Below are 20,138 nucleotides of genomic sequence, written 5' to 3'. Positions count from 1 at the left end.
CTTGGGGTGCAGCAAAAATGGCAGCAATGGAACACATTTTCCCGAAAGTGGCTATGGATTATGGTTGTGGTTGGCTTGATAGCAGCCCTGCCTGTAGTCTATGATCGTCTGCAGACGGAGAAATCCTCCAAAACAGTTGAAATTGTATTCGATTACCGTGATTTGGTGGATGTAGCCAGTTATCAGGCGAAGCCGCAGGATTATATAGCTGAGCAGCTTGACCGCTTGAAGAGCGCCGGCGTGCAGAGTATGGCCCTCTTTGAGAGCACGCTGGAGGATTTTCGCAAAGCGCGGCGTGTAATGATCTTTAGCTCTGAGGAAGAGGCAGCGCTGACGGATAGCCTGATTCGGGAGAATGAGAACTTTACGTATGTGCTTTTTACCAGCGGTGATAATTATAATGTTCTGGCACCGGTCATCCGGCAAACCTTTAGTGACATCGGGATCTCCGCGAGGGATTGGAGCTTCCGTGGACAAAAGGGTCTCATCCTTGAGTCGCCGGTGGAGGATGCTACGTTAAAGCCGATGCAGCCTGATCCATCGACGGTTGAAATGCTGCATGACAAGGGATTTAATATTGTTCCGCGGCTCGTGGACTCCTTGACGTACAATCAGGATGCTGTAGCCAAGCTGCTGGACTATTACAAGAGTATGGGGGTTACACGGATTCTGTTTGAAGGGGATTCCGTGAAAGGCTTTAGCGACGATGAGCAAATGAACAGCTTGACCGCCTTCGCGAGCCTCCTGAAAGAGCGTGGTATGGGGATTGCGGTGATCGAAAACCTGAAGGAGCAGCAAAAAGGCTTCAAAAAGCTGGCTTATATGCTGGATTACAATGTCACTCGTCTATATTCCCTCAGTGAGGCCGATTCTGCACTCGATCCGGCGGTCATTGCCGACCGTTTCGCACTGGCATCCAAAGACCGCAACATCCGTATGCTGTACCTGAACACGATGCCGTCACGGGATCTAAGCAAAGCAAAAATTACCGACACGCTGGACAACTTGATAACCAGTCTTAGCGGCCCCGGCGGTGCGGTGCAGAAGATACAGGACAATGGCTTTACGATGGGACCAGCAACGGCCTTAGAGGTGGTGGATTCATCGTTCCAGCGTTATTTCAAGCTGATTGCGGTGGTCGGAGCCGTCGCGCTGGTGGCGCTCATGGTTTCTTACTTCATCCCTTGGCTGACGCTTCCTGCTTTGGTGTTTGGACTGATCGGCAGTGCGGGGCTTCTTGTACTGAGGCCTGTTCTGTTCGAGCAAGCCTTGGCGCTTGCGGCGGCGATCAGTGCGCCTACCGTTGGAACGATACTGGCCATTCGTAAGATTAACGTCCTGGGTCCGCCTTTACGGAGTGGTAAGGTTGCAAACACGGTAGCAAGGAAAAGTAAACCGGGCAGCGCATATGCCATTATGAGCCCGCAGCGCCGATTAATACACAGTCTTGTCCTCTATGTTAAGACTGCATTGATTTCCCTAAGTGCAGTACCTTTCGTAGCAGCGCTGCTTAACAATGCAGCCTACAGTCTTGTGCTGGAACAGTTCCGGGGGGTTAGCCTGCTGCATTTAGCGCCGATCGGACTTGTGGCACTGTATGTTCTTTTATATCGCGGCGAATTTGCTTTCAACAAGACGGGCAAGCTGCTGCGCACGCCAATTACACTTGCCATGGTTATCGCAGCCGGAGTGCTGGGTGTCCTCGGTCTGTATTATTTAAGCCGTACGGGCAACAGCGGCAGTGTAAGCTCCCTGGAAATGTCCTTCCGTACGTTCCTGGAGAATACGGTTCATGTGCGTCCGCGTAATAAGGAATTCCTGCTGGCGCATCCGCTCTTCATTCTGGGAGCGTTTATGGCCTTTAAATACCGTAACGCAGCCTTCATCATGATTATTGCTGTCATCGGCCAATTGTCGATGGTGGACACGTTCGCCCATATCCACTCACCGTTTCTGATCTCTCTTGTTCGCGGATTGCTGGGTCTGGGATTGGGAGCTATTATCGGAGTAATTGCCGTAATCGCATGGCAAATTGCGGAAGGGTGTTGGAAACGATGGTCGCCGCTTCTCAAACAATAGTCATATCCGGTTACTACGGCTTTCGAAACAGTGGAGATGAAGCTGTACTGCAATCGATCTTAATTGCTCTCAGGAAGCAGTCTGAGGCAATAGGCATAGCGATTGAGCCTGTTGTATTGTCCATTGATCCTGAATGGACAAGCGCCACCTATGGTGTGAAATCGGTGCATCGTATGAAGCTGGGTGAAGTCCGGCAAGCCCTCTCGAAGAGCTCAGGGCTAATCAGCGGAGGCGGAAGCCTTCTGCAGGATGTCACCGGCAGCAAGAGCATCCCGTACTACCTGGGTGTGATCAAGCTGGCCCAATGGCTGGGCAAGCCGACATTTATCTATGCCCAGGGAGTCGGTCCGGTGAACCGCAAGCTGTTCCATCCCCTAATCAAATCGGTCTTCCGCAAATGTGCTTATGTGTCGGTTAGGGACGAGCAATCACGCGACCTCCTGCAAACCATGGGACTGACGAGGGAGAAGATTGAGGTTGTGCCTGACCCTGTGATGGGGTTGACCTTACCGGAAGAAGCTGGAACACCGAAGCCTTCATCCCTTCCCGTTGTCGGAATATCGGTACGCTTCTGGGAAGGTGACCGGCGTGACCTGAACGCTATCGCTGAAGGCCTTCGCAAGGCTTGTGTTAGGCAGCCACTCCATCTGCGTTTCCTGCCCTTCCACCTGCCCTCTGACAATGAAGCTTCCCGCTACATCATGGAGCGGCTGGGAGAGGACGCCCAGCAGAATGGCGGGACAATCAGCATTTGCGAGGATGCCGTGCATCCACAGGAAATGCTCCTCGAGGTTGAGCGATGTGACGTATTGATTGGCATGAGGCTTCACAGTCTGATTTATGCCGCAGGACAGCGTGTGCCTTTAATCGGGATCTCTTATGATCCGAAGATTGATAACTTCCTGAGCCGGATAGATTGTCAGCCGGTAGGATCTACAGCAGCGCTGGACAGTGATAAGGTTTCTTCGGAAATTGTTCACTTATTGCAAGAAGGAGCCGGATGGAGAGCCGAACGGGAACCGCTCATCTCTTCCCTGGTTCACGAGGCGGAAGCGCCGGCCCGGCATATTGCCCAATATTTAAGCCATAAAGGATGATCTGGAGTGAAAGAAATGAATGGCATACCTACGGTACCCATCTATGGGATTCCGGTTAGCAAGCTCGATCTGAAAGAGACGGTTTCTTATTTGGTTAAGGTGGTCTCTTCCCGGCAACCGCACCAGATTATTACGGCCAATCCGATTATGGTGATGAGCGCCCTGGAAAGCTCTGCTTATATGGACATTATGACCTCTGCCGAGCTGGTGGTTCCGGATGGAACAGGCGTTGTATGGGCTGCCGAACGCGTCGGCAATCCTGTGAAAGAACGTGTGGCAGGCTTCGATCTTTTACATGAATTACTGAGGGTAGGAGAAAGCTATAAATGGAAGGTCTACCTGCTGGGGTCGACACCGGAAGTGATTCGGGAAACGGCCAGAAGGTTACAAATGCAATATCCCGGCATTATCATCGCCGGTTTCCGTGATGGTTACTTTGGTCCGGAGGAGGACGAGGAAGTCGTATCCGCAATTGTTAGTACGGAGCCGGATATTCTGTTTGTCGCCCGCGGAGCGGACAGCCAGGAGCCGTGGATTGCCAAATACAAATCACGGCTGGCTGTTCCGATTATGATGGGGGTCGGCGGCAGCTTCGATGTCATCTCCGGCAAGAGCCGCCGGGCCCCTAAGGCGTTCCAGAAACTGCGGATCGAGTGGCTTTACCGGTTGCTTAAGGAGCCGACACGCTACCGCAGAATGCTTGCGCTGCCGAAATTCGCATTAAAAGTGCTGCGTGACAAAGATAAAGTCACAAAACCTTGATAATATGCCGGAATTCTCTGCAAAAATGAAAAAAACAGCCCATTTTCAGAATTGGAATTTGTTTTTATAACAGCGTATAATTCAATGCGGTAGAGAAATGGGGGTCGCTGATCAAATGTTAATCATATACATCGCCGGATTTATTGTATGCATGGGTCTCGCGCTGTGCCTGACACCGCTGGTGAAGAAATTCGCCATTAAGATTGGTGCCACGGATGTGCCTAATGCCCGTAAAGTGCATACGAAGATTATGCCCCGCCTTGGCGGACTAGGTATTTTTCTGGCGTTTGTGGTAGGCCTGCTTGCCATATTGCAATTTATTCCGTATGATTTTACTTCGCGGGAGGCTAACTTCATCAAAGCGCTGCTGAGCGGCGGCGGACTGATTGTGTTGCTTGGCGGTCTCGATGACCGTTTTGAGCTGTCAGCCAAGGTGAAGCTGCTGGGCCAGATTGCCGCAGCTTGTATCGTAGTATTCGGTTTTGGAATTACTGTAGATTTCGTAAACATTCCCTTTAACAATACGTATTCATCGCTCGAAAGCTGGATCTCTATTCCGCTCACGATATTCTGGATTGTCGGCGTCACGAACGCGGTTAACCTGATTGACGGTTTGGACGGGCTGGCTGCAGGCGTTTCCGGGATTGCCATTGCAACGATTGCCGTGATGGCTTTGCTGATGGGCAACGTTATGGTTGCACTTCTGTGTCTGCTGCTGCTGGGCAGTATCGTTGGATTTCTTTTCTTTAACTTTCACCCGGCGAAGATCTTCATGGGTGATGCAGGCTCTCTGTTCCTGGGCTTCAGCCTGGCTTTGCTGGCACTGCTTGGGTTCAAACAAATCGCCGTCGTATCCTTTATTACGCCGTTATTGATTATTGGTGTACCGCTGTCGGATACTTTCTTTGCAATCGTGCGCCGGAAGCTGCAGAAGAAACCTATTTTTGCACCGGACAAAGGCCACCTGCACCATTGCCTGCGCGAGCTTGGTTTTACTCATCGCCAGACTGTGCTTATTATTTATGGCATTGCTACTTTCTTTGGTATACTGGCTGTTATTCAATCCTCAGCCGCACTGAAAGAAGCGAATTGGGTTACCTTTGTAGTCATCTGCGTGATGCTCTTCTTCCTGCAGATCGGTGCTGAAATTACAGGACTGATTGGTATGACGAAACGCCCTGTTATTGATTTCATCCTCAGACTACGTATGAAGGTCGATCCAGAAAGAAGCTCCAAATCATAATTTGTACAGGTATCATTCTTGTAATATATTCCTGAATTAACAAAACTCATCCGAAATTGGATGGGTTTTTTGTTTGTATTCCTAAATATACGGGTTGTTAAAGCCGATAGAAAACTATAAGGGTAACGAGAATATGAATCTAAAGGAGAGATATACACATGCAACGCATCAAGAGACCTTTCTTGTGGCTGCTTCTGGCAGCTATGGTCGTCTCGCTTATTCCGGCGGGGCTCACCAAGCCCGTTTCGGCGGCAATAACATCAACACAATACTTCAGTCCGGATGATAATGAACTTAGAAACACAATTTCACTTAACCAGAACACACTCAATCGTAATGATGTATATAAAACAAGCAATAGTACCATGACTATTGCAGGTTCATTCTCTCAGGTAACAGCCTCTACAATGAAAGTAAAGGTGGAACAGCTGAGCCAGAGCGGCGGCACATGGGTAACCGATTCTGCGCATGTAATTCTAGGCGCTGTGAATGTGGATTCCAGCAATGGCCTGGGCAACCGCTTCACAACAAGCGGGCTCAGCCTGTTCTCAGGTTATAATAAAATCACTTTCTCCGGGATGCAGGGCCTTCTGGAGCGTTCAGAGTCCTTTTATGTCCTGTATGACCAAATTCCGTATATTCAGAGCCTGCAGGTTATCGGCGGCGGCAGCAGTGCGATCAACCTGAATGAAGGAACCCAGGTCGTTGTTCCCAATCCTTCCATAACCTTGAAGGGCGTTGTTGCGAATTCCACCAGAGTAACAGTTGCCTTGAATGGCGGTACCGCGCTCCAGACAACATTGCTGGAAGACGGAACATTTTTTACACCAGCACTCTCGTTGACTTCGGGAATCAATAATTTGGTCATTGTGGTACAGAATGCTTCAGATTCCATAACGATCAAGCGGTCGCTGTATTATTTCGATGCCGCCAAGCCTTTTACAGATTTGCAAATCGTTCAGGGGACATCAAGCGGAAGTTATGGAACTGTTGTAAACAGCCTCATGGGTAATATTCCGACACTGACCCAGACAGAAGATGGAACCACGCATTTGGTGGGCCAGGTTCTGGTTCCTTACACTAGTACCTCATTTGAAGACAATGCGGTCCTCACGATTAATAACAGTGCAACTCCTGCAACATTTCAAATATTGAAATCCTATGGATATAATGCCTCCAATCAATGGGTGGAGACGCCTGGCAATGAGAATGATGAGATCATTATTCCAAGCTCTGACGGAGTAACGCCCGCTTACCGTCTCGTATCATTCAAGACGTCTTTTGTTATCGCTCCGACTTCTACCCAAGTTATTGTGGGTGTCAAATACGCAGCAGGCAATTTTCAAACATCCAAAGTCGGCACTTATAACTATTTGCCGGGAGAAACGGTAATTTCGAGTCTTTATTATCTTAAAGGTTACTCTGGAACAGGCAGCATAACTGCCGCCTCCAAACTGGCATTGGACAAGGCACAGGTAGACACTGGGGATTTCTATATTCTGGTTAAGGGGAATAGCAATCTTGCATCTCCTCTCAAGGAATTGACGGGTACTTATCTGCCAATCAGTCCTAATGTAGTCTTAATGAGTCTGGTATCGGGTGCCACCGGTATCACTGCCAATGAACAAGTATATAAAATTACCGCTTTCTCTACGGGTCAGCAATCTGTAAGGTTTCAATTTAAAGGATCAGCATCGAAAACGGATGTAAACATTACTTATGTAACCAAGAGTTATATCTACGTAGACAGCTTGTATGATGGACAGACCTACACATTCAGCTCCGACTCCAATCCGACAATGAAGATTTCGGGGCAATACATCGGATTCGAGAATATCGAAAGCGCACAGCTGTTTGTAAATGGAATATCGGACCCTGGGACGATGGCACTTGGAGTGACAACTTCACTAACCACCTTCAGCAATACACTGCCTATTACACAATCTGGCCCGCTGGTATACGGCGAGAACACCATTGTTCTCATTGGCGTATCGAAGGATTCATTGGGCAACCGGCGGGAAATCCGCAAGGAACTGCGCATCTATGTGATTGATACCAATGGATCGACGCTGAAGACATTCCATCCTGTACTTAAGAATGGGCCTGCACTCACATCTAAAGACCTCACCACGTATACGGCGGATTCGTTAGGGAAAATTCTTAACCTGACTACGGATTTTCTGTATAAGGATGAGAAATATGTGACCAACCAGCAGGAATATGACCTCATCCTTCGAGGGGGAGGAGCCTCGATCCTTAATGTTTACGATGGCTCCCAGCTGCTGTTTTCCACCACAACGTCAGGCAGTAACTCCATGCTTACCGGGATCAAAGAATTGATACCTTCGGGAAACTTTATTTACAATACCAAGAACTATACTTATGCCTACGCGGGGAATAGTTCAGACTTCATTCTGCGGCTCAGCGGCTTTAAGTTCGATGCGCCGGGCAGCCATGTATACAACCTGGAGCTGATTAACAGCACTGGGGCACGTACGACACAACGGCTTGAGGTGCTGCGTGAAGTAACGCCATACCGGATTCTGTCTCCAGTTTCAACTGTAGGAGATCAAATCGTAGTCAACAAAAACTTCGTCCGGTTTGATATCGAAGCCGAAGGGGCAACGAAGGTAATGATCGACAAGTATGAAGCCATCGAACGTGCGGATATTCCCGACAGATTTGTATATGACTTTGTGGGGTTGAAGCCGGACAAGGCAACAGTCATCAAAATTCAGATTGTCCGTGCGGATTCTACACTGAACGCTACGGTCAATGTCTATTACGCTAGTGCTGTCCAGGTCGACACGCAGTATATGGCGGAGAAAGTGGCAGCCAAATACAGTGTATTCAATAAGGGGCTGGAGCTCAGCTTCCCGAAGGGAACCTTATTGAAGGGCTATACGACCTCGGGTGCGGCTAAATATTATCCGGACACGAAACTGCTATTCGGGATTGCCGATCCGAAGGATGGCGTTGTAGAACGGAAGAATGATTACGGCAACACTATCAACGTAGACCTTGATGCCAGAACGCCTCTCGGAGCGACAGGGATTGATATCCCGGACGAGTTGACTCAATACTTTACGTCCAATGCTGCAACGATTAACTTTTCGCGTGTATCTGACATTTACTGGATTAGCGGCGGTCTGGGTGAGAAAGGAACCAAGGGCGTTACCGGATTTATTGCCGCGACAAATGGGATAGCTCCTTATTCTACAGAAGGATATTTCACCAGATATGATTATGAGCGCAAAATCGTTCCTTCCCAGCGTGGAGATTTGACACTTTCCTTCGGCTCCAACATTGTTGATGAAGTGGGGTCGACGGTTACCGTGTTTAAATATACGGATAAAGGAGTCTGGGAGAACATAGGCGGTGAAGTTAATACGAAGAGTCATACGGTCACTGTTCCATTTGACGAATTCGGATATTACACCGTCATGAAGCTGCGCCGTGGCTATAACGATATTACGAACCATCCTTGGGCAAGAAACATTTTAAATGGTCTGTATTCCAAAGGAATCATGGAGAACTTGCGTGCGGATCAATTCGGTGCCGATGATACAACGACACGGGGCGAGTTTGCTACACTGCTTGTAAATGGTCTCAACATTCCTTTGGATTATGATACAAAGCAGCAGACCTTCTTTGATATCGTACCGGAGTCCAGTGCTGCTACTTGGGATTATGCACATATCGAGACTGCGGCCAGAGCCGGTATTGTTACCGGGCTTAGCGATGGATTCTTCGGTGCTACAATTGCCCTGACTCGTGAGCAGGCTGCTGTTATGATTGCCCGGGCGCTTAAGCTGAAGTTGTCCCTGAATAACGACAAGCTATTAACCGGCCTGAGCAAATCCTTCGTGGATACAGGAAGTATGGAATTCTATTCCCGTCCTTCCATCGATGCTGTATCCAAGGCCAAGATTATGGAGGGCAGTCCAATTATCGTCACGGGTCAGAAGAAGCCCGTATATAACTTCAATCCGAAGGGTAAACTGACAAGAGCAGAGGCTGGTAAAATCGCTGTAGCACTCTTGCAGAAGAGTACAACCATCTTCCCGAAAAATTTTAACTAAGGGATCATATAACAGCCGGTCTGCGGGAAGGGTACGCGGACCGGCATTTTTGTAATATACTGTTCTTAACAGAAAGATTAAACTTTGTAATCTGTTGAGGGATACGTTACAATAACTAAGACAATATTATGTTCTGAAAGGTGAAAGCCATCGATGAAACCGATTTTATCCAAAGCACAGCTGGACTACATGAAAGCAAAAAATAAGTTTGAGAATAGAGCGAAGGAACTGGAGAAGGAGATTACGGCCAAACGGGCGCTCCAGGAAATCTCGCAGGAAGTGATGGAAGGCCTTGTACAGGCTACCGGCTTCCATGATGCATACAATGATCTGATTGTTGCCGAGAACGCATTGATTGATTGGTCCCATGCCACCATCAAGCATGAGAAGAGCTATCGTGATAATCGTGAGAATATAGATGCCCTGTACAACAATGTGAATACAAGTCCGGAGAAACGCCAGGAACTTATCCTGCTGTCCATGAAGATTCGCTAGTATATATGTTATAGAAGAAAGCGCCGCTGCCGGCGCTTTTTTTCATGGGTATGTACGTTTAGAACAGGATAAATATGTTTATTAACTTAACAAATATTGTATAATGACGCGCCGGTTCAGTCATGCTATACTGATTTCCGTAGCCGCCCAATACTAGAAAAAGTTTGCATTACATACAAGTGAATTATACTTTGGGGTGGAACGAAAACAAAGTTAGTAACAATATTGAAATTTTTTTTGCAGTCAGCGCAACTTTTACAAAACATCTGCGTTTAAGATGTAGAGTCATTACACAAGCCCTTCTAACCAAATGGAAAGAATTAGCTTTACGTGACTCGAGGCACATTGTATAATGCTAAGGTAGAATTAGGAATCTAGTATTGTCATGTCTGAATTTGTTTACCAGTTTCTGTGATACCCGTCACAGACATTATTTATACTTAATATGCTCAACTCGGGAAAGGGGGTGCATCGGCTAATGAGTGACATGAGCTACCCAACTAAAGAAAATACCAAGTTCACGATTGTCCAAGGAGGAGAAAAAAAGGTTATGAAGAAAATTTTATCCGTAGCATTATCTACAGCAATGGCATTCTCGATGTTTGCCTCTGTGGCGTTTGGTGAAACTGCAACAACTCCAGAAGCACAATTCAACGCACTGGCAGCGAAAGGTATCCTTACTGGATATCCGGACGGTCAAGCTCGCCTTGAGAAAGACTTGACTCGCGCTGAGTTCGCTAAGATCATTGCTAAATTGTTAGACCTGAAAGAAGTAAAAACCACTTTGTCTTTCAAAGACAAGAACTACAACGCTAACCACTGGGCACGCGGTTACATCGAAGCAGTTAATGCAGCTGGACTGATGACTGGTAAAACTGCAACTACTTTCGATCCATCCGGTAAAGTATCCGTGCAAGAAGTTGCAACTGTACTGGTACGTGCATTGAAGCTGGAAGTGCCTGCAACTGCAGACAACACAGCATCAGCTTGGGCTAAAGGATATGTTCAAGCGGCAATCAACAAAGGACTGGTAGCAGCAGGCACTAACTTCCAAGGTAACGCTACTCGCGCATTGGTAGTAGGCGCAGCTTACCAAGTTGACATTCTTAAATCCGCTCCAGTAGTAGTTTCTGCAGAAGCATTGAGCCCAACTAGTGTGTTGGTAACTTTCGCTGACAAGACTACAGCAACTGTAACTCCTGCTTCTGCTTTGGTAGAAGGTGTTGAAACTACAGTAGCTTTCAAGAACAATGGCTTTGACTACGCAGTTAAAGTAACATTGTCTTCCGCTAAGGTACTTTCTTTCACTCCAGTTAACGCTACTCAAGTAGAAGTTAAGTTCAACAGATCAGTTGACGAAACAGCTGCTAAGACTTTTGCTAACTACAAAATTGGTACTGCTATTCCTACTTCCATTTCATTGAGTGGAAATACTGCTACATTGACATTTGCAACTGCTGCAGAAGTTGAAGTAACTAATGCTGTTGCTGTTGTTGAGCCGATTACTTTGGCTGACAATGCTGACAAGAAAACAGCTAAATTTACATCTGTTCTGACTTATGAAGATACTGTAAAACCTGTAATTTCTTCTGTATCAGCTAAGACTAATACAACAGCTGCAACAAAACTTACAGTAACAGTTTCTGAGCCAATCCAAAGTGCTACTGCAAAAGTAGATGGTACTTACTATCCAGTAGCATTTGGTGGTACTAACACTGGTACAATCACTGGATTGAACCTGTCTTCAACTGCTAACCACACACTGGAATTGGTAAACCTTACTGATAAGAGTGGAAATGTTACAGTAACTGCTTCCCAAGCTTTCTCCGTAACTGTTGATACTGTTGCTCCAACAGCAACATTGAGCGCTTACAGTGACAGAGCAATCTTGGTTACATTCAGCAAAGATATGGAAGAAGCTACTGTGGCTGGCGCTCTTACATTAAGTGCTGTTAAAGATGAGTTGCTTGCACCAGTGCCTTATACTTATTCCAAAATTGACAACAAAAAATACTTGTTGACTGTAGATACTGCACTCTTTGCATCAAAAGCATCCCGTACACTTTCCGTTGTAATTGGTGGAACTGTTAAGGATGATCTCGGTAACGCTTATGTTGCTGGTTCCCAATCAGTAACTTTGTCCAAAGATACTGTTAAACCAGTAGCAACAGGCTTCAAAGTAGTTAAAAATTCCGACGGTAAAGTAACCGATGTAGTAATTACTTTCAGTGAAGCATTGAAAGCAAACGCTACTCCTGCGTTGCCTGTCATCGTTAACATGAATGGCGTTATTGTAACTGGCTCATTGCTGGGTGGTTTCACTGCAGATCCAATCGTTGCAGGCGACAAACAAGTAACTTACTCTGTAGTTACTGCTGCTGCACAAACTGGTAGCTTTGCATTCTCATTCCCATCCAGTTTGGTAACTGACCTGTCGGAAGCTGCTAATACATCTGATGTATTTAACTACACAGTTGATTTCGGTGGAGGTTCTACAACTTTCAGTCTGACATCTGCTGCTGCTTCTGCTAACGTAATCACAGTTAACTTTGGTACTGCTGTAAAAGGTGGAGCTGTAGCGAATTCTGCAACTGACGTTGCAAACTACACATTGGCTGGCAAGCCACTTCCAGCTGGCACAACTATCTACCTTGACGGTGACCAAAAGATTGCTACAATTACGCTTCCTTCTGGAACGATCTCAGCTACTGATCCAACTTCCGTACTTACAGTGGCAAACGTAGCAGCTACTAATGGTGCTACATTGAACACTTACACTGGTACAGTTGCTGTTGTGGATAATACGAAGCCGGTTCTTACTACTGCGGCTCTTACATCTGACAACAAATTGGTTCTTGGATTCGGCGAAACACTCACAGTTGGAACTGCTGTTTATCAAGATTTCGTTGTAAAAATCAATGGTAATGCTGTGACTGGATTGACTGCTGTTAATATTACAGATGGTACTGGTTCAGACGCAGGTAAAGTCGTTCTTAATCTTAAGGGTCTGGTGAAATATAATGGAACTGTAACTTATATCGATCTAGACAATAATGGATCGTTAGACGGTTCTGATATCAAAGTAGCTGATGGTGATATTACTGCCACCTTCACTTACAGCAGTTCTGCATTTATCTCCGGTGTAACAGTAACAACTGCTGCTACTACTGTAGGTAAAGATGCTCAAAACAACACACTCAAAACTGCTGTGACTGTAACAGCTAAATAATTTACTCACACGAAGTAGATTCAATTTTTGCGAAAGACTCTGCGAAGCTTAAGCTTCGCAGAGTCTTTTCTATATTCAGCTTTGAACGGAGTGAATTTAAGGATATAAGGAGGAAAAAAATGAAACCCATATATAAAATCACTGCAGTATCCCTTCTCTTGTCGATCGGTATCTGGGCAGGATCAATTCTAAATGTTACGGCCGACGGTGCCAGCGTAGGTACTCAGCCAGGAACAGCTGATGATCCAGTGGTTACAAAAAGCTATGTAGACCAGCAAATTCAGAAAGCATTGGGCGGGTCTGTCACTACACCATCCGCAACTGCTGCTCCTGCACCTCAGACCCCAGGAACAGGTTCCTCTGATTCGGACGCAGTCGTAATTGTCGATGTTAAACCAGGTCAAACACTAATCGCTTCCGCAGGTGCAGAATTTATCGTTCGCACTGGCAAGGCCATTATTTACTCGACAGATAGTAATGGTGTGGCAGATCTGACAGACGGTAAGGATTTATCCAATGGACAAGCTGTTCCCACAAATCATTTGCTGTCTTATCCGCGTGATGGCCGGGGAATTGCCGTACAGAATGGACTGACCTCCGGACTCGTTGTTATGGTTCGCGGCGGTTATACACTGCAATAATTAATTTTCTATAATAAAGGATGCCCTTTTTATTTATGGATCATACGTAATGATTTCATTTCCTCCGTTTCCAAACATTAATGCGATTGAATATTGCATGTTGCGCACACAATACTCTTGTAATCTTAACTAATCAGGAGGTGCAGCACATGGCACGTACTAATCGCAAGATCGTACCGGAAAGCCGGGCAATGCTGAAACAAATGCAATATGAAATTGCTTCTGAATTCGGGTTGTATGGGGCTAGTTATGGTGGAGGAGCAGACACAGAGTTTGCTTCTGAATTAGGGTCATTGGGCGGCTCCGCTCAGGGTAGCTCTCGCACCCCTTATTTGGGACAACTCACTTCCCGTGAAAATGGTTCGGTAGGCGGGGAAATTACCAAAAGACTTGTGAAGCAAGCCGAACAATCGCTTTTCCGATAAAAATATAGAACAGTCTACGGGCTGTAACAGAACGTGCAGACTTCAATTGACACCCTATCTCAAATGCGTTAATATGACTTTTGAGGAAAACCAACAACCTTTTCCATATGGAGAAGGTTCATTTTTTTTTAACTATTTATATGGGAGGTTGAATTCATGTCGATTAAAGGACGCCATCTGTTTACTTCAGAGTCCGTTACGGAAGGACATCCGGATAAAATCTGTGATCAGATTTCGGATGCAGTGCTGGATGCATTTCTGGCCAATGATCCAAATGCGCGTGTGGCCTGTGAGGTAGCCGTAGCTACGGGTCTAGTTCTGGTTATAGGGGAGATCAGCACCAAGTCCGAGTATGTTGATATTCCTGCGATTGTACGAAATACGATTAAGGAAATCGGGTATACAAGGGCTAAATATGGCTTTGATTATAATACGTGTGCAGTGCTGACATCGCTGAATGAGCAATCTGCGGATATCGCACAAGGAGTAAACGCAGCTCTGGAAGGTCGGGATCCTGCACAAGTAGCGGAAGAAACCGCGAATATCGGAGCAGGTGACCAGGGGCTTATGTTCGGTTTTGCCACCAATGAAACTCCTGAACTGATGCCGCTGCCGATTGCTTTGTCCCACCGAATTGCCCGCCGACTGGCTGAAGTCCGCAAGGATGGCACTTTGGACTATTTGCGTCCGGACGGCAAGACACAAGTAACCATTGAATATCAGGATGAGAAGCCTGTTCGGGTAGATACGATTGTAGTATCCACGCAGCATGCGGAAGAGATTACCTTGGAGCAAATTCAGGCTGACATTAAAGAGCATGTTATTTTGCCCGTTGTGCCTGCTGAATTGCTGGATGGTGAAACCAAATACTTTATTAATCCAACAGGACGATTCGTTATTGGCGGGCCTCAAGGCGATGCAGGTCTGACCGGCCGCAAAATTATTGTAGATACATACGGTGGATATGCTCGTCATGGCGGGGGAGCCTTCTCCGGTAAAGATCCTACAAAAGTAGACCGTTCCGCAGCTTATGCTGCGCGTTATGTAGCCAAGAATCTTGTGGCTGCAGGTCTTGCTGATAAATGTGAAATTCAACTGGCTTACGCTATCGGTGTAGCGAATCCAGTATCGATCAACGTGGACACTTATGGGACAGGCAAGGTGAGTGAAGAGAAGCTGGTAGAGCTAATCAGCAAAAACTTCGACCTGCGTCCGGCAGGAATTATTTCCATGCTCGATCTGCGTAAACCGATTTATAAGCATACTGCTGCTTATGGCCATTTTGGACGTACAGACATTGACCTTCCTTGGGAGCGTGTCGATAAGGCAGATTTGCTGAAATCACAAGCGCAATTGTAGTTACACGCAATTATTATAAGGTGACCTGTGAGGCTGATCACTCGAGTGAAGTGATCGGCCTCACGGGTCTTTTTTATATGCTAAACTTTGGAAGCTCTTGAGCCGAAATATATTCTATACATACTGACGAGCTTGAGAGGAGTCTTTTACCGCATGAAAAGAAAAAAATCAACATGGACGGCGCTCTTTCTTGCCGGAAGCCTGCTATTGGGAAATGGAATTCCTTTTATAGATATGGGTACTCCGGTGGTATATGCAGCGGCTGATTTTGGTATGACCACCTCGCCTTCATCGGGAGCAGTGAACGTAAGCACATCATCTTCTCTTAGATTGAATTTTGACCGGACGGTAATTCCGCAAAACGGAAATATAACAATAACTGAGCAAGGTACGGGTGTTATTTTTGTATCTATCCCTCTCGACTCTGGGCTTATAGGCAGTTCCACGGTCTATGATATTAAATGGGCTGCGAGTCTCAAGTTCGACCCCAATAAGATCTATACCGTGAATATACCTGCGGGGGCTTTTAAGGATAGCTCAGGAACCAGTTCCCTTGCTGCAAGTTGGTCGTTCACCACGGCACCGGAGGTTAATCCGGCCATTACGGCGGGGAGCTTCGTGCCTCTTAATAATGCAAGAGTGGATGCTAGTTTGCTTGGCGAGCTGAGCTTTAAGTTAAATAAGAATTTGAGCAAAGGCAGCGGTTCTATTCAGCTGATTTCTTCAGCGAACAATTCGGTTGTCCGGGAGTTTAAGGTGAGTACGGATTCAAGAGTACAGGTGGATTTAAGCGATCCAGCCACTACTACGGTTAGGCTTGACTTAACGGGGGTGACTCTGTCGGCAGGCGCAAGTTATTATGTGCTGATGGATTCGTATGCTTTTAGAGATACGGACTTTACGACCTTCGCCGGAATTTCCAGCGGAACCACATGGAGCTTCAGCACGAAAGGGACAGCGTCCATTCCGGTGACGGTCACTCCTGCAAATTCAGCAGTAAACATATCTCCAACGGGAACCTTGCAGCTTGCTTTTGATCGGCCCATGTGGCCTGCAGGTGGTGAGATTACTGTATCCCCGGGGGGTACTGGTGATGCCAGAGCCAGAAAAGTCAACGTGACCTCCACAGCGGTGACGGGCGGTGGAAGCCGGACGATAACCGTAGCCCATGCTACAAGCGCAACTCCGCTCCTTAGCAGTATTGGATATACCGTTACTATACCGCAAGGCGCTTTTTACGATCAGGATGGTCATTTGTTTCCGGAGTCAGCTCCATATACATGGAACTATACAACAGCGTCCTCCTTACAGCCACTTGCCCCTGTATTGCTATCCCCAGTTGACAGGAGTGATTCCGTAGCAATCAATAGAACCTTCGGAATTACATTCAATCGGGATGTAACCTATAACAGTACGATAGTGGATGGGATAGCTTTATATAAAAATAATGCAGGCAAGGTACCCATTACAGTGACACCTGGGTCTACAGCCAGAGATTTTATTATTAATTTAGGAGCCTCCACGGTGCTCGATAATGCCGCTACTTATTACTTTGATATTGCGAGTGGTGTATTCACAGATGCTGCTGATTCCCTCTCTGTATATGGCGGCCTAAGCGGCAAAAACTTTTGGAGCTTCACAACCATCGCCCTGGACCGGACAGCTCCCCTGCTGGCAACTGCAGTCCTGGATAACAACAAGACCATACGGCTCAAGTATAATGAAGCTCTGGACTCTTCCATAGCCCTGCTGTCAACAAGCTTCCCTGTTACGGTTAACGATGAGTACCGCAGGATAGATAACGCTTATATATCGGGAGACAGTGTCTATGTAACTCTTAGTACAGGCGTTGCTGTAGGCCAGGTGGTAAAGATCGGGTATTCCGGAGGCATACGGACCATTAAGGATACAGCCGGAAATACGGCTTCTACCTTTGGACTGCAGCTGGTAACCAACAACATTGAATCGGCGTTGCCAGTGCCGAAAGACGGCGTAGTATCCGGTCAATCGCTGACCTTGAATTTCAATGATTCGCTCAAAACGGTATCCCCTTATGCCTATGGCCAGTTCTCTGTAACTTCTGACGGTTCTTCACTTGGCATCAGTTCGGTGAGTTCAAGCGGAAGCATTGTGTATTTGACCTTGAGCAATGCGCCTTCTAATGGGGGAGTTGTACGGGTATCTTACTATGGAGGCTCCTATCCGTTGCAGGATCTGCTCGGGCAGAATATAGCGGCTTTCTCCAATTTTTTTGTCCGTAACAGCAACGATACAACGGCTCCTCTGCTCCAGAGTGCTTCCGGCAGCGGTAATAAAATTGTTCTTACCTACAACGAAGGTCTCTTAGCGACCAGCTTACCCATGATCAGCCAGTATTCGGTACTTACGGGGAGTACACCGGTGTATGTTACAGACGTTGCGGTAAGCGGGAACCAGGCGACTCTAACATTGCAGACGGCCCTAACAGTGGGTCAGACTGCTACTGTTTCGTATGTACCGGGAACGGCAGGTCTTAGCGACTTCAATGGTAACCGCGCGGGGTTTATTAATCTGCAGAATGTGTCGGTGTCGGGGGCAGGTGCAGTACCCGAGATTAGCTGGGCGACCATTTCAGGTGATAAGCTGAGTGTAACTTTTAATAAAAGCATGGTTGCCGCCTCAGGGTTGTCCGGGAGCCAGTTCGCGGTTAGAGCGGATGGAAGTAATCTGGGAGTGCAGTCTGCTTATGTATCAGGGAACACTCTCACACTCACACTGACCTCATTGGTGAAAAGCGGACAAGTCATCGATTTGTCCTATATGGCCGGAACGGGGTCAATTAAAGATCTAAGCGGTACTGCGTTAGCTTCATTCACTACGCTCAGTGTGCAAAATTTGAGTGGAACGACTGCCGGAAGCGGGCCTTCCTACCTGACTACTCTCACCAGTAATGAGTTCGGAGAAGCCTATCCACTGTTGAAAAGCGACTCCGCCAAAGCTGCAGACGATGTTTCCAAGTACAATCAATCAATTAAAAGATACAGCCTTACCGCAGAACGCTTGAAGGAAAGCTACGAGTATTTATCCAAGCTGGGGAGTGCTTCCCTTGCTTTTGAAGTACCTGTGACCGAACGGGCCGCTTATGTAAGCGTGCCGTTGACCCCGCTGCTGGAGGCAGTGAACCGCAATAAAAATGCGGAGTTTGCCATCCGCTACGGCGAGCATATGTACAATATTTCCTTGGACAAAATAGATATGTCCGGCCTTGTACGCAGCTTAAATGCGAACAGCAGCAGCATCTCCATTGTCCTTCGGTTGGAAAAGGTTCCATCAGGCACGTATAGTACATTAGAGCAGAAACTGCAGAATAGCGGGCTGCAAAATATCACAAGTCTTTTGGACTATCGGCTGATGGCGGTAGCTAACGAGAATTACTCCAATCCCTTGGATATAAGCGTGGCTGGAGAATACAGCGTGCGGACAACAGCGATGCTGAATGAGCCGCAGGTCTCGTTAGCCAGGTTGGAGACAACTTACGGCGATGCAGCTTACCTTCCTACAACCTTCAGCAAAGTAGGGAGCTATACAGTCCTTCGTGCCAAGACGGAAGGCAATCAAGTGATGGGGGCTTATCTGTCGCTGCGCTCGTTCAACGATATGGGGAAACACTGGAGCCATGCTGCCGTCTCGGAGCTTGCGACCAAGAATATCATCGACAGCAGCTACGGCAAAAACTTCAAGCCCGAGCAAAAAATAACCCGTGCCGAGTTCGCAGTCATCCTTAGCCGGGGATTAGGACTGCAGGGCAGCCGTGAAATGGCTCAGCGCTTCCGCGATGTGCAGCCTTCCACGCAAACGGGCGACTATATCGGTGCAGCAACCAAAGCCGGCATTATTACCGGCTATCCCGATGCAACCTTCCGTCCGAATGCTTTTATTACACGTGAGCAGATGGCTATCATGATGATTCGCGCCATGGAGTACACCGATCATCCCATTACGCTAAAGGGTACAACGGTATCGGTTCTGTCATCCTACAAGGACAAGTCCAAAATCCAAAGCGACGAGTTCGTCGCCAAAGCCATTCAGTCCGGCATTATCCTCGGCGTCTCCCCCGGCGTATTTCAGCCGCAAGGCAACGCCAGCCGGGGTCAAGCCGCTGTAATGCTGCAGCGGATGCTGAACAAGGCGGATTACTTGTAAGCACGTCGGAGTAAATATTAGGTAGTTGCACAACGTACAACTAAAACTCCATATTTCCGGCCAAGCGCTCAATAATTGCATTCCGTGCAGCTATTCACAGAAGATGGGCCATTAAAGACCCTTTTCCTGGTTTTTAATTGTACAGAGTGCAGCTATAGTCAGTCATGCAGCAAATAAGCCTGTAATAATTGTATGAAATACAATTAAGTACACGAGAATCGTTGAACGCAGTTTGGTTTTGGGTGTTAGCGTTTAGTCTTTGATCTCTTTTGCTAAAAAAAACTAACCCGGACTCTATTATATGAGTCCGGGTTTTCTTTTTGCCCTCTCCCTCTAGTGAATAGCTGAGCTTTTCACTATTGTCTACCAGCCGGTTATAGGAGGAACGGAGAGGAATTTTGGAACTGGAGAAGCGGAGCGTTCGCCCGAAAGCTTTCCGTAGGAAAGCTCGCTTCGAAAGCATACGCTATTCCTGGATTCCTACCGCGGGGAGCGGTTCAATCAGGGAATCCAGGAATAACAGCGATCGGAAGTCCAAACATTC

At 47.1% G+C, this 20,138-nt stretch carries 11 protein-coding genes; all 11 read left to right on the top strand.

Translation table 11 applies throughout. The features are described from left to right. Positions 1–6 precede the first annotated feature (6 nt). The 11 genes from PaeBR_RS22315 to PaeBR_RS22265 all read left to right on the top strand — a co-directional run bounded on the left by PaeBR_RS22315 (position 7) and on the right by PaeBR_RS22265 (position 19,594). Positions 7–2,079, top strand: a complete 2,073-nt coding sequence (locus PaeBR_RS22315) for a DUF5693 family protein (RefSeq protein WP_410512628.1) — start codon at positions 7–9, stop codon at positions 2,077–2,079. Further along, the gene (csaB, locus tag PaeBR_RS22310) at positions 2,055–3,176 is read left to right on the top strand and encodes a polysaccharide pyruvyl transferase CsaB (protein WP_410515276.1); all 1,122 of its coding nucleotides are present in this window, start codon (positions 2,055–2,057) and stop codon (positions 3,174–3,176) included. The genes PaeBR_RS22315 and csaB overlap by 25 nt, the downstream gene beginning before the upstream one ends. 15 nt (positions 3,177–3,191) lie before the next feature. Next, positions 3,192–3,938: a WecB/TagA/CpsF family glycosyltransferase gene (locus PaeBR_RS22305; RefSeq protein WP_410515275.1), complete on the top strand. Its 747-nt coding sequence runs from the start codon at positions 3,192–3,194 to the stop codon at positions 3,936–3,938. 115 nt (positions 3,939–4,053) lie between these two features. Continuing rightward, complete coding sequence (locus tag PaeBR_RS22300) at positions 4,054–5,181, top strand: glycosyltransferase family 4 protein (RefSeq protein ID WP_410512627.1); 1,128 nt, start codon at positions 4,054–4,056, stop codon at positions 5,179–5,181. A gap of 158 nt (positions 5,182–5,339) precedes the next feature. After that, on the top strand, positions 5,340–9,263 hold the full coding sequence (locus PaeBR_RS22295) for an S-layer homology domain-containing protein (protein WP_410512626.1): 3,924 nt from the start codon (positions 5,340–5,342) through the stop codon (positions 9,261–9,263). 153 nt (positions 9,264–9,416) lie between these two features. Beyond that, entirely contained in the window at positions 9,417–9,758 is a 342-nt protein-coding gene (locus PaeBR_RS22290; RefSeq protein WP_410512625.1) for a hypothetical protein, read from the top strand. A gap of 478 nt (positions 9,759–10,236) precedes the next feature. Further along, entirely contained in the window at positions 10,237–12,987 is a 2,751-nt protein-coding gene (locus PaeBR_RS22285; protein ID WP_410512624.1) for an S-layer homology domain-containing protein, read from the top strand. A gap of 119 nt (positions 12,988–13,106) precedes the next feature. Continuing rightward, entirely contained in the window at positions 13,107–13,628 is a 522-nt protein-coding gene (locus PaeBR_RS22280) for a hypothetical protein (RefSeq protein WP_410512623.1), read from the top strand. A gap of 149 nt (positions 13,629–13,777) precedes the next feature. Further along, positions 13,778–14,053, top strand: coding sequence for a small, acid-soluble spore protein, alpha/beta type (locus PaeBR_RS22275; RefSeq protein ID WP_410512622.1), 276 nt, complete (start codon positions 13,778–13,780; stop codon positions 14,051–14,053). A 156-nt stretch (positions 14,054–14,209) separates the two neighbouring features. Beyond that, entirely contained in the window at positions 14,210–15,412 is a 1,203-nt protein-coding gene (metK, locus tag PaeBR_RS22270) for a methionine adenosyltransferase (RefSeq protein ID WP_410512621.1), read from the top strand. A gap of 153 nt (positions 15,413–15,565) precedes the next feature. Next, on the top strand, positions 15,566–19,594 hold the full coding sequence (locus tag PaeBR_RS22265) for an Ig-like domain-containing protein (RefSeq protein WP_410512620.1): 4,029 nt from the start codon (positions 15,566–15,568) through the stop codon (positions 19,592–19,594). Positions 19,595–20,138: the final 544 nt, after the last annotated feature.

It is taken from the genome of Paenibacillus sp. BR2-3 (genome assembly GCF_046529485.1).
Taxonomy (GTDB): Bacteria; Bacillota; Bacilli; order Paenibacillales; family Paenibacillaceae; genus Paenibacillus_AQ.
Note: the sequence above shows the minus strand (reverse complement) of the source record. Positions and strands in the feature narration are given on the sequence as shown.

Coding starts and splice junctions, on each gene's coding strand:
- metK (WP_410512621.1), top strand. CDS start 14,210: ATGTCGATTAAAGGACGCCATCTGTTTACTTCAGAGTCCGTTACGGAA.
- PaeBR_RS22275 (WP_410512622.1), top strand. CDS start 13,778: ATGGCACGTACTAATCGCAAGATCGTACCGGAAAGCCGGGCAATGCTG.
- PaeBR_RS22305 (WP_410515275.1), top strand. CDS start 3,192: ATGAATGGCATACCTACGGTACCCATCTATGGGATTCCGGTTAGCAAG.
- PaeBR_RS22285 (WP_410512624.1), top strand. CDS start 10,237: ATGAGTGACATGAGCTACCCAACTAAAGAAAATACCAAGTTCACGATT.
- PaeBR_RS22295 (WP_410512626.1), top strand. CDS start 5,340: ATGCAACGCATCAAGAGACCTTTCTTGTGGCTGCTTCTGGCAGCTATG.
- PaeBR_RS22280 (WP_410512623.1), top strand. CDS start 13,107: ATGAAACCCATATATAAAATCACTGCAGTATCCCTTCTCTTGTCGATC.
- PaeBR_RS22290 (WP_410512625.1), top strand. CDS start 9,417: ATGAAACCGATTTTATCCAAAGCACAGCTGGACTACATGAAAGCAAAA.
- PaeBR_RS22300 (WP_410512627.1), top strand. CDS start 4,054: ATGTTAATCATATACATCGCCGGATTTATTGTATGCATGGGTCTCGCG.
- PaeBR_RS22265 (WP_410512620.1), top strand. CDS start 15,566: ATGAAAAGAAAAAAATCAACATGGACGGCGCTCTTTCTTGCCGGAAGC.
- csaB (WP_410515276.1), top strand. CDS start 2,055: ATGGTCGCCGCTTCTCAAACAATAGTCATATCCGGTTACTACGGCTTT.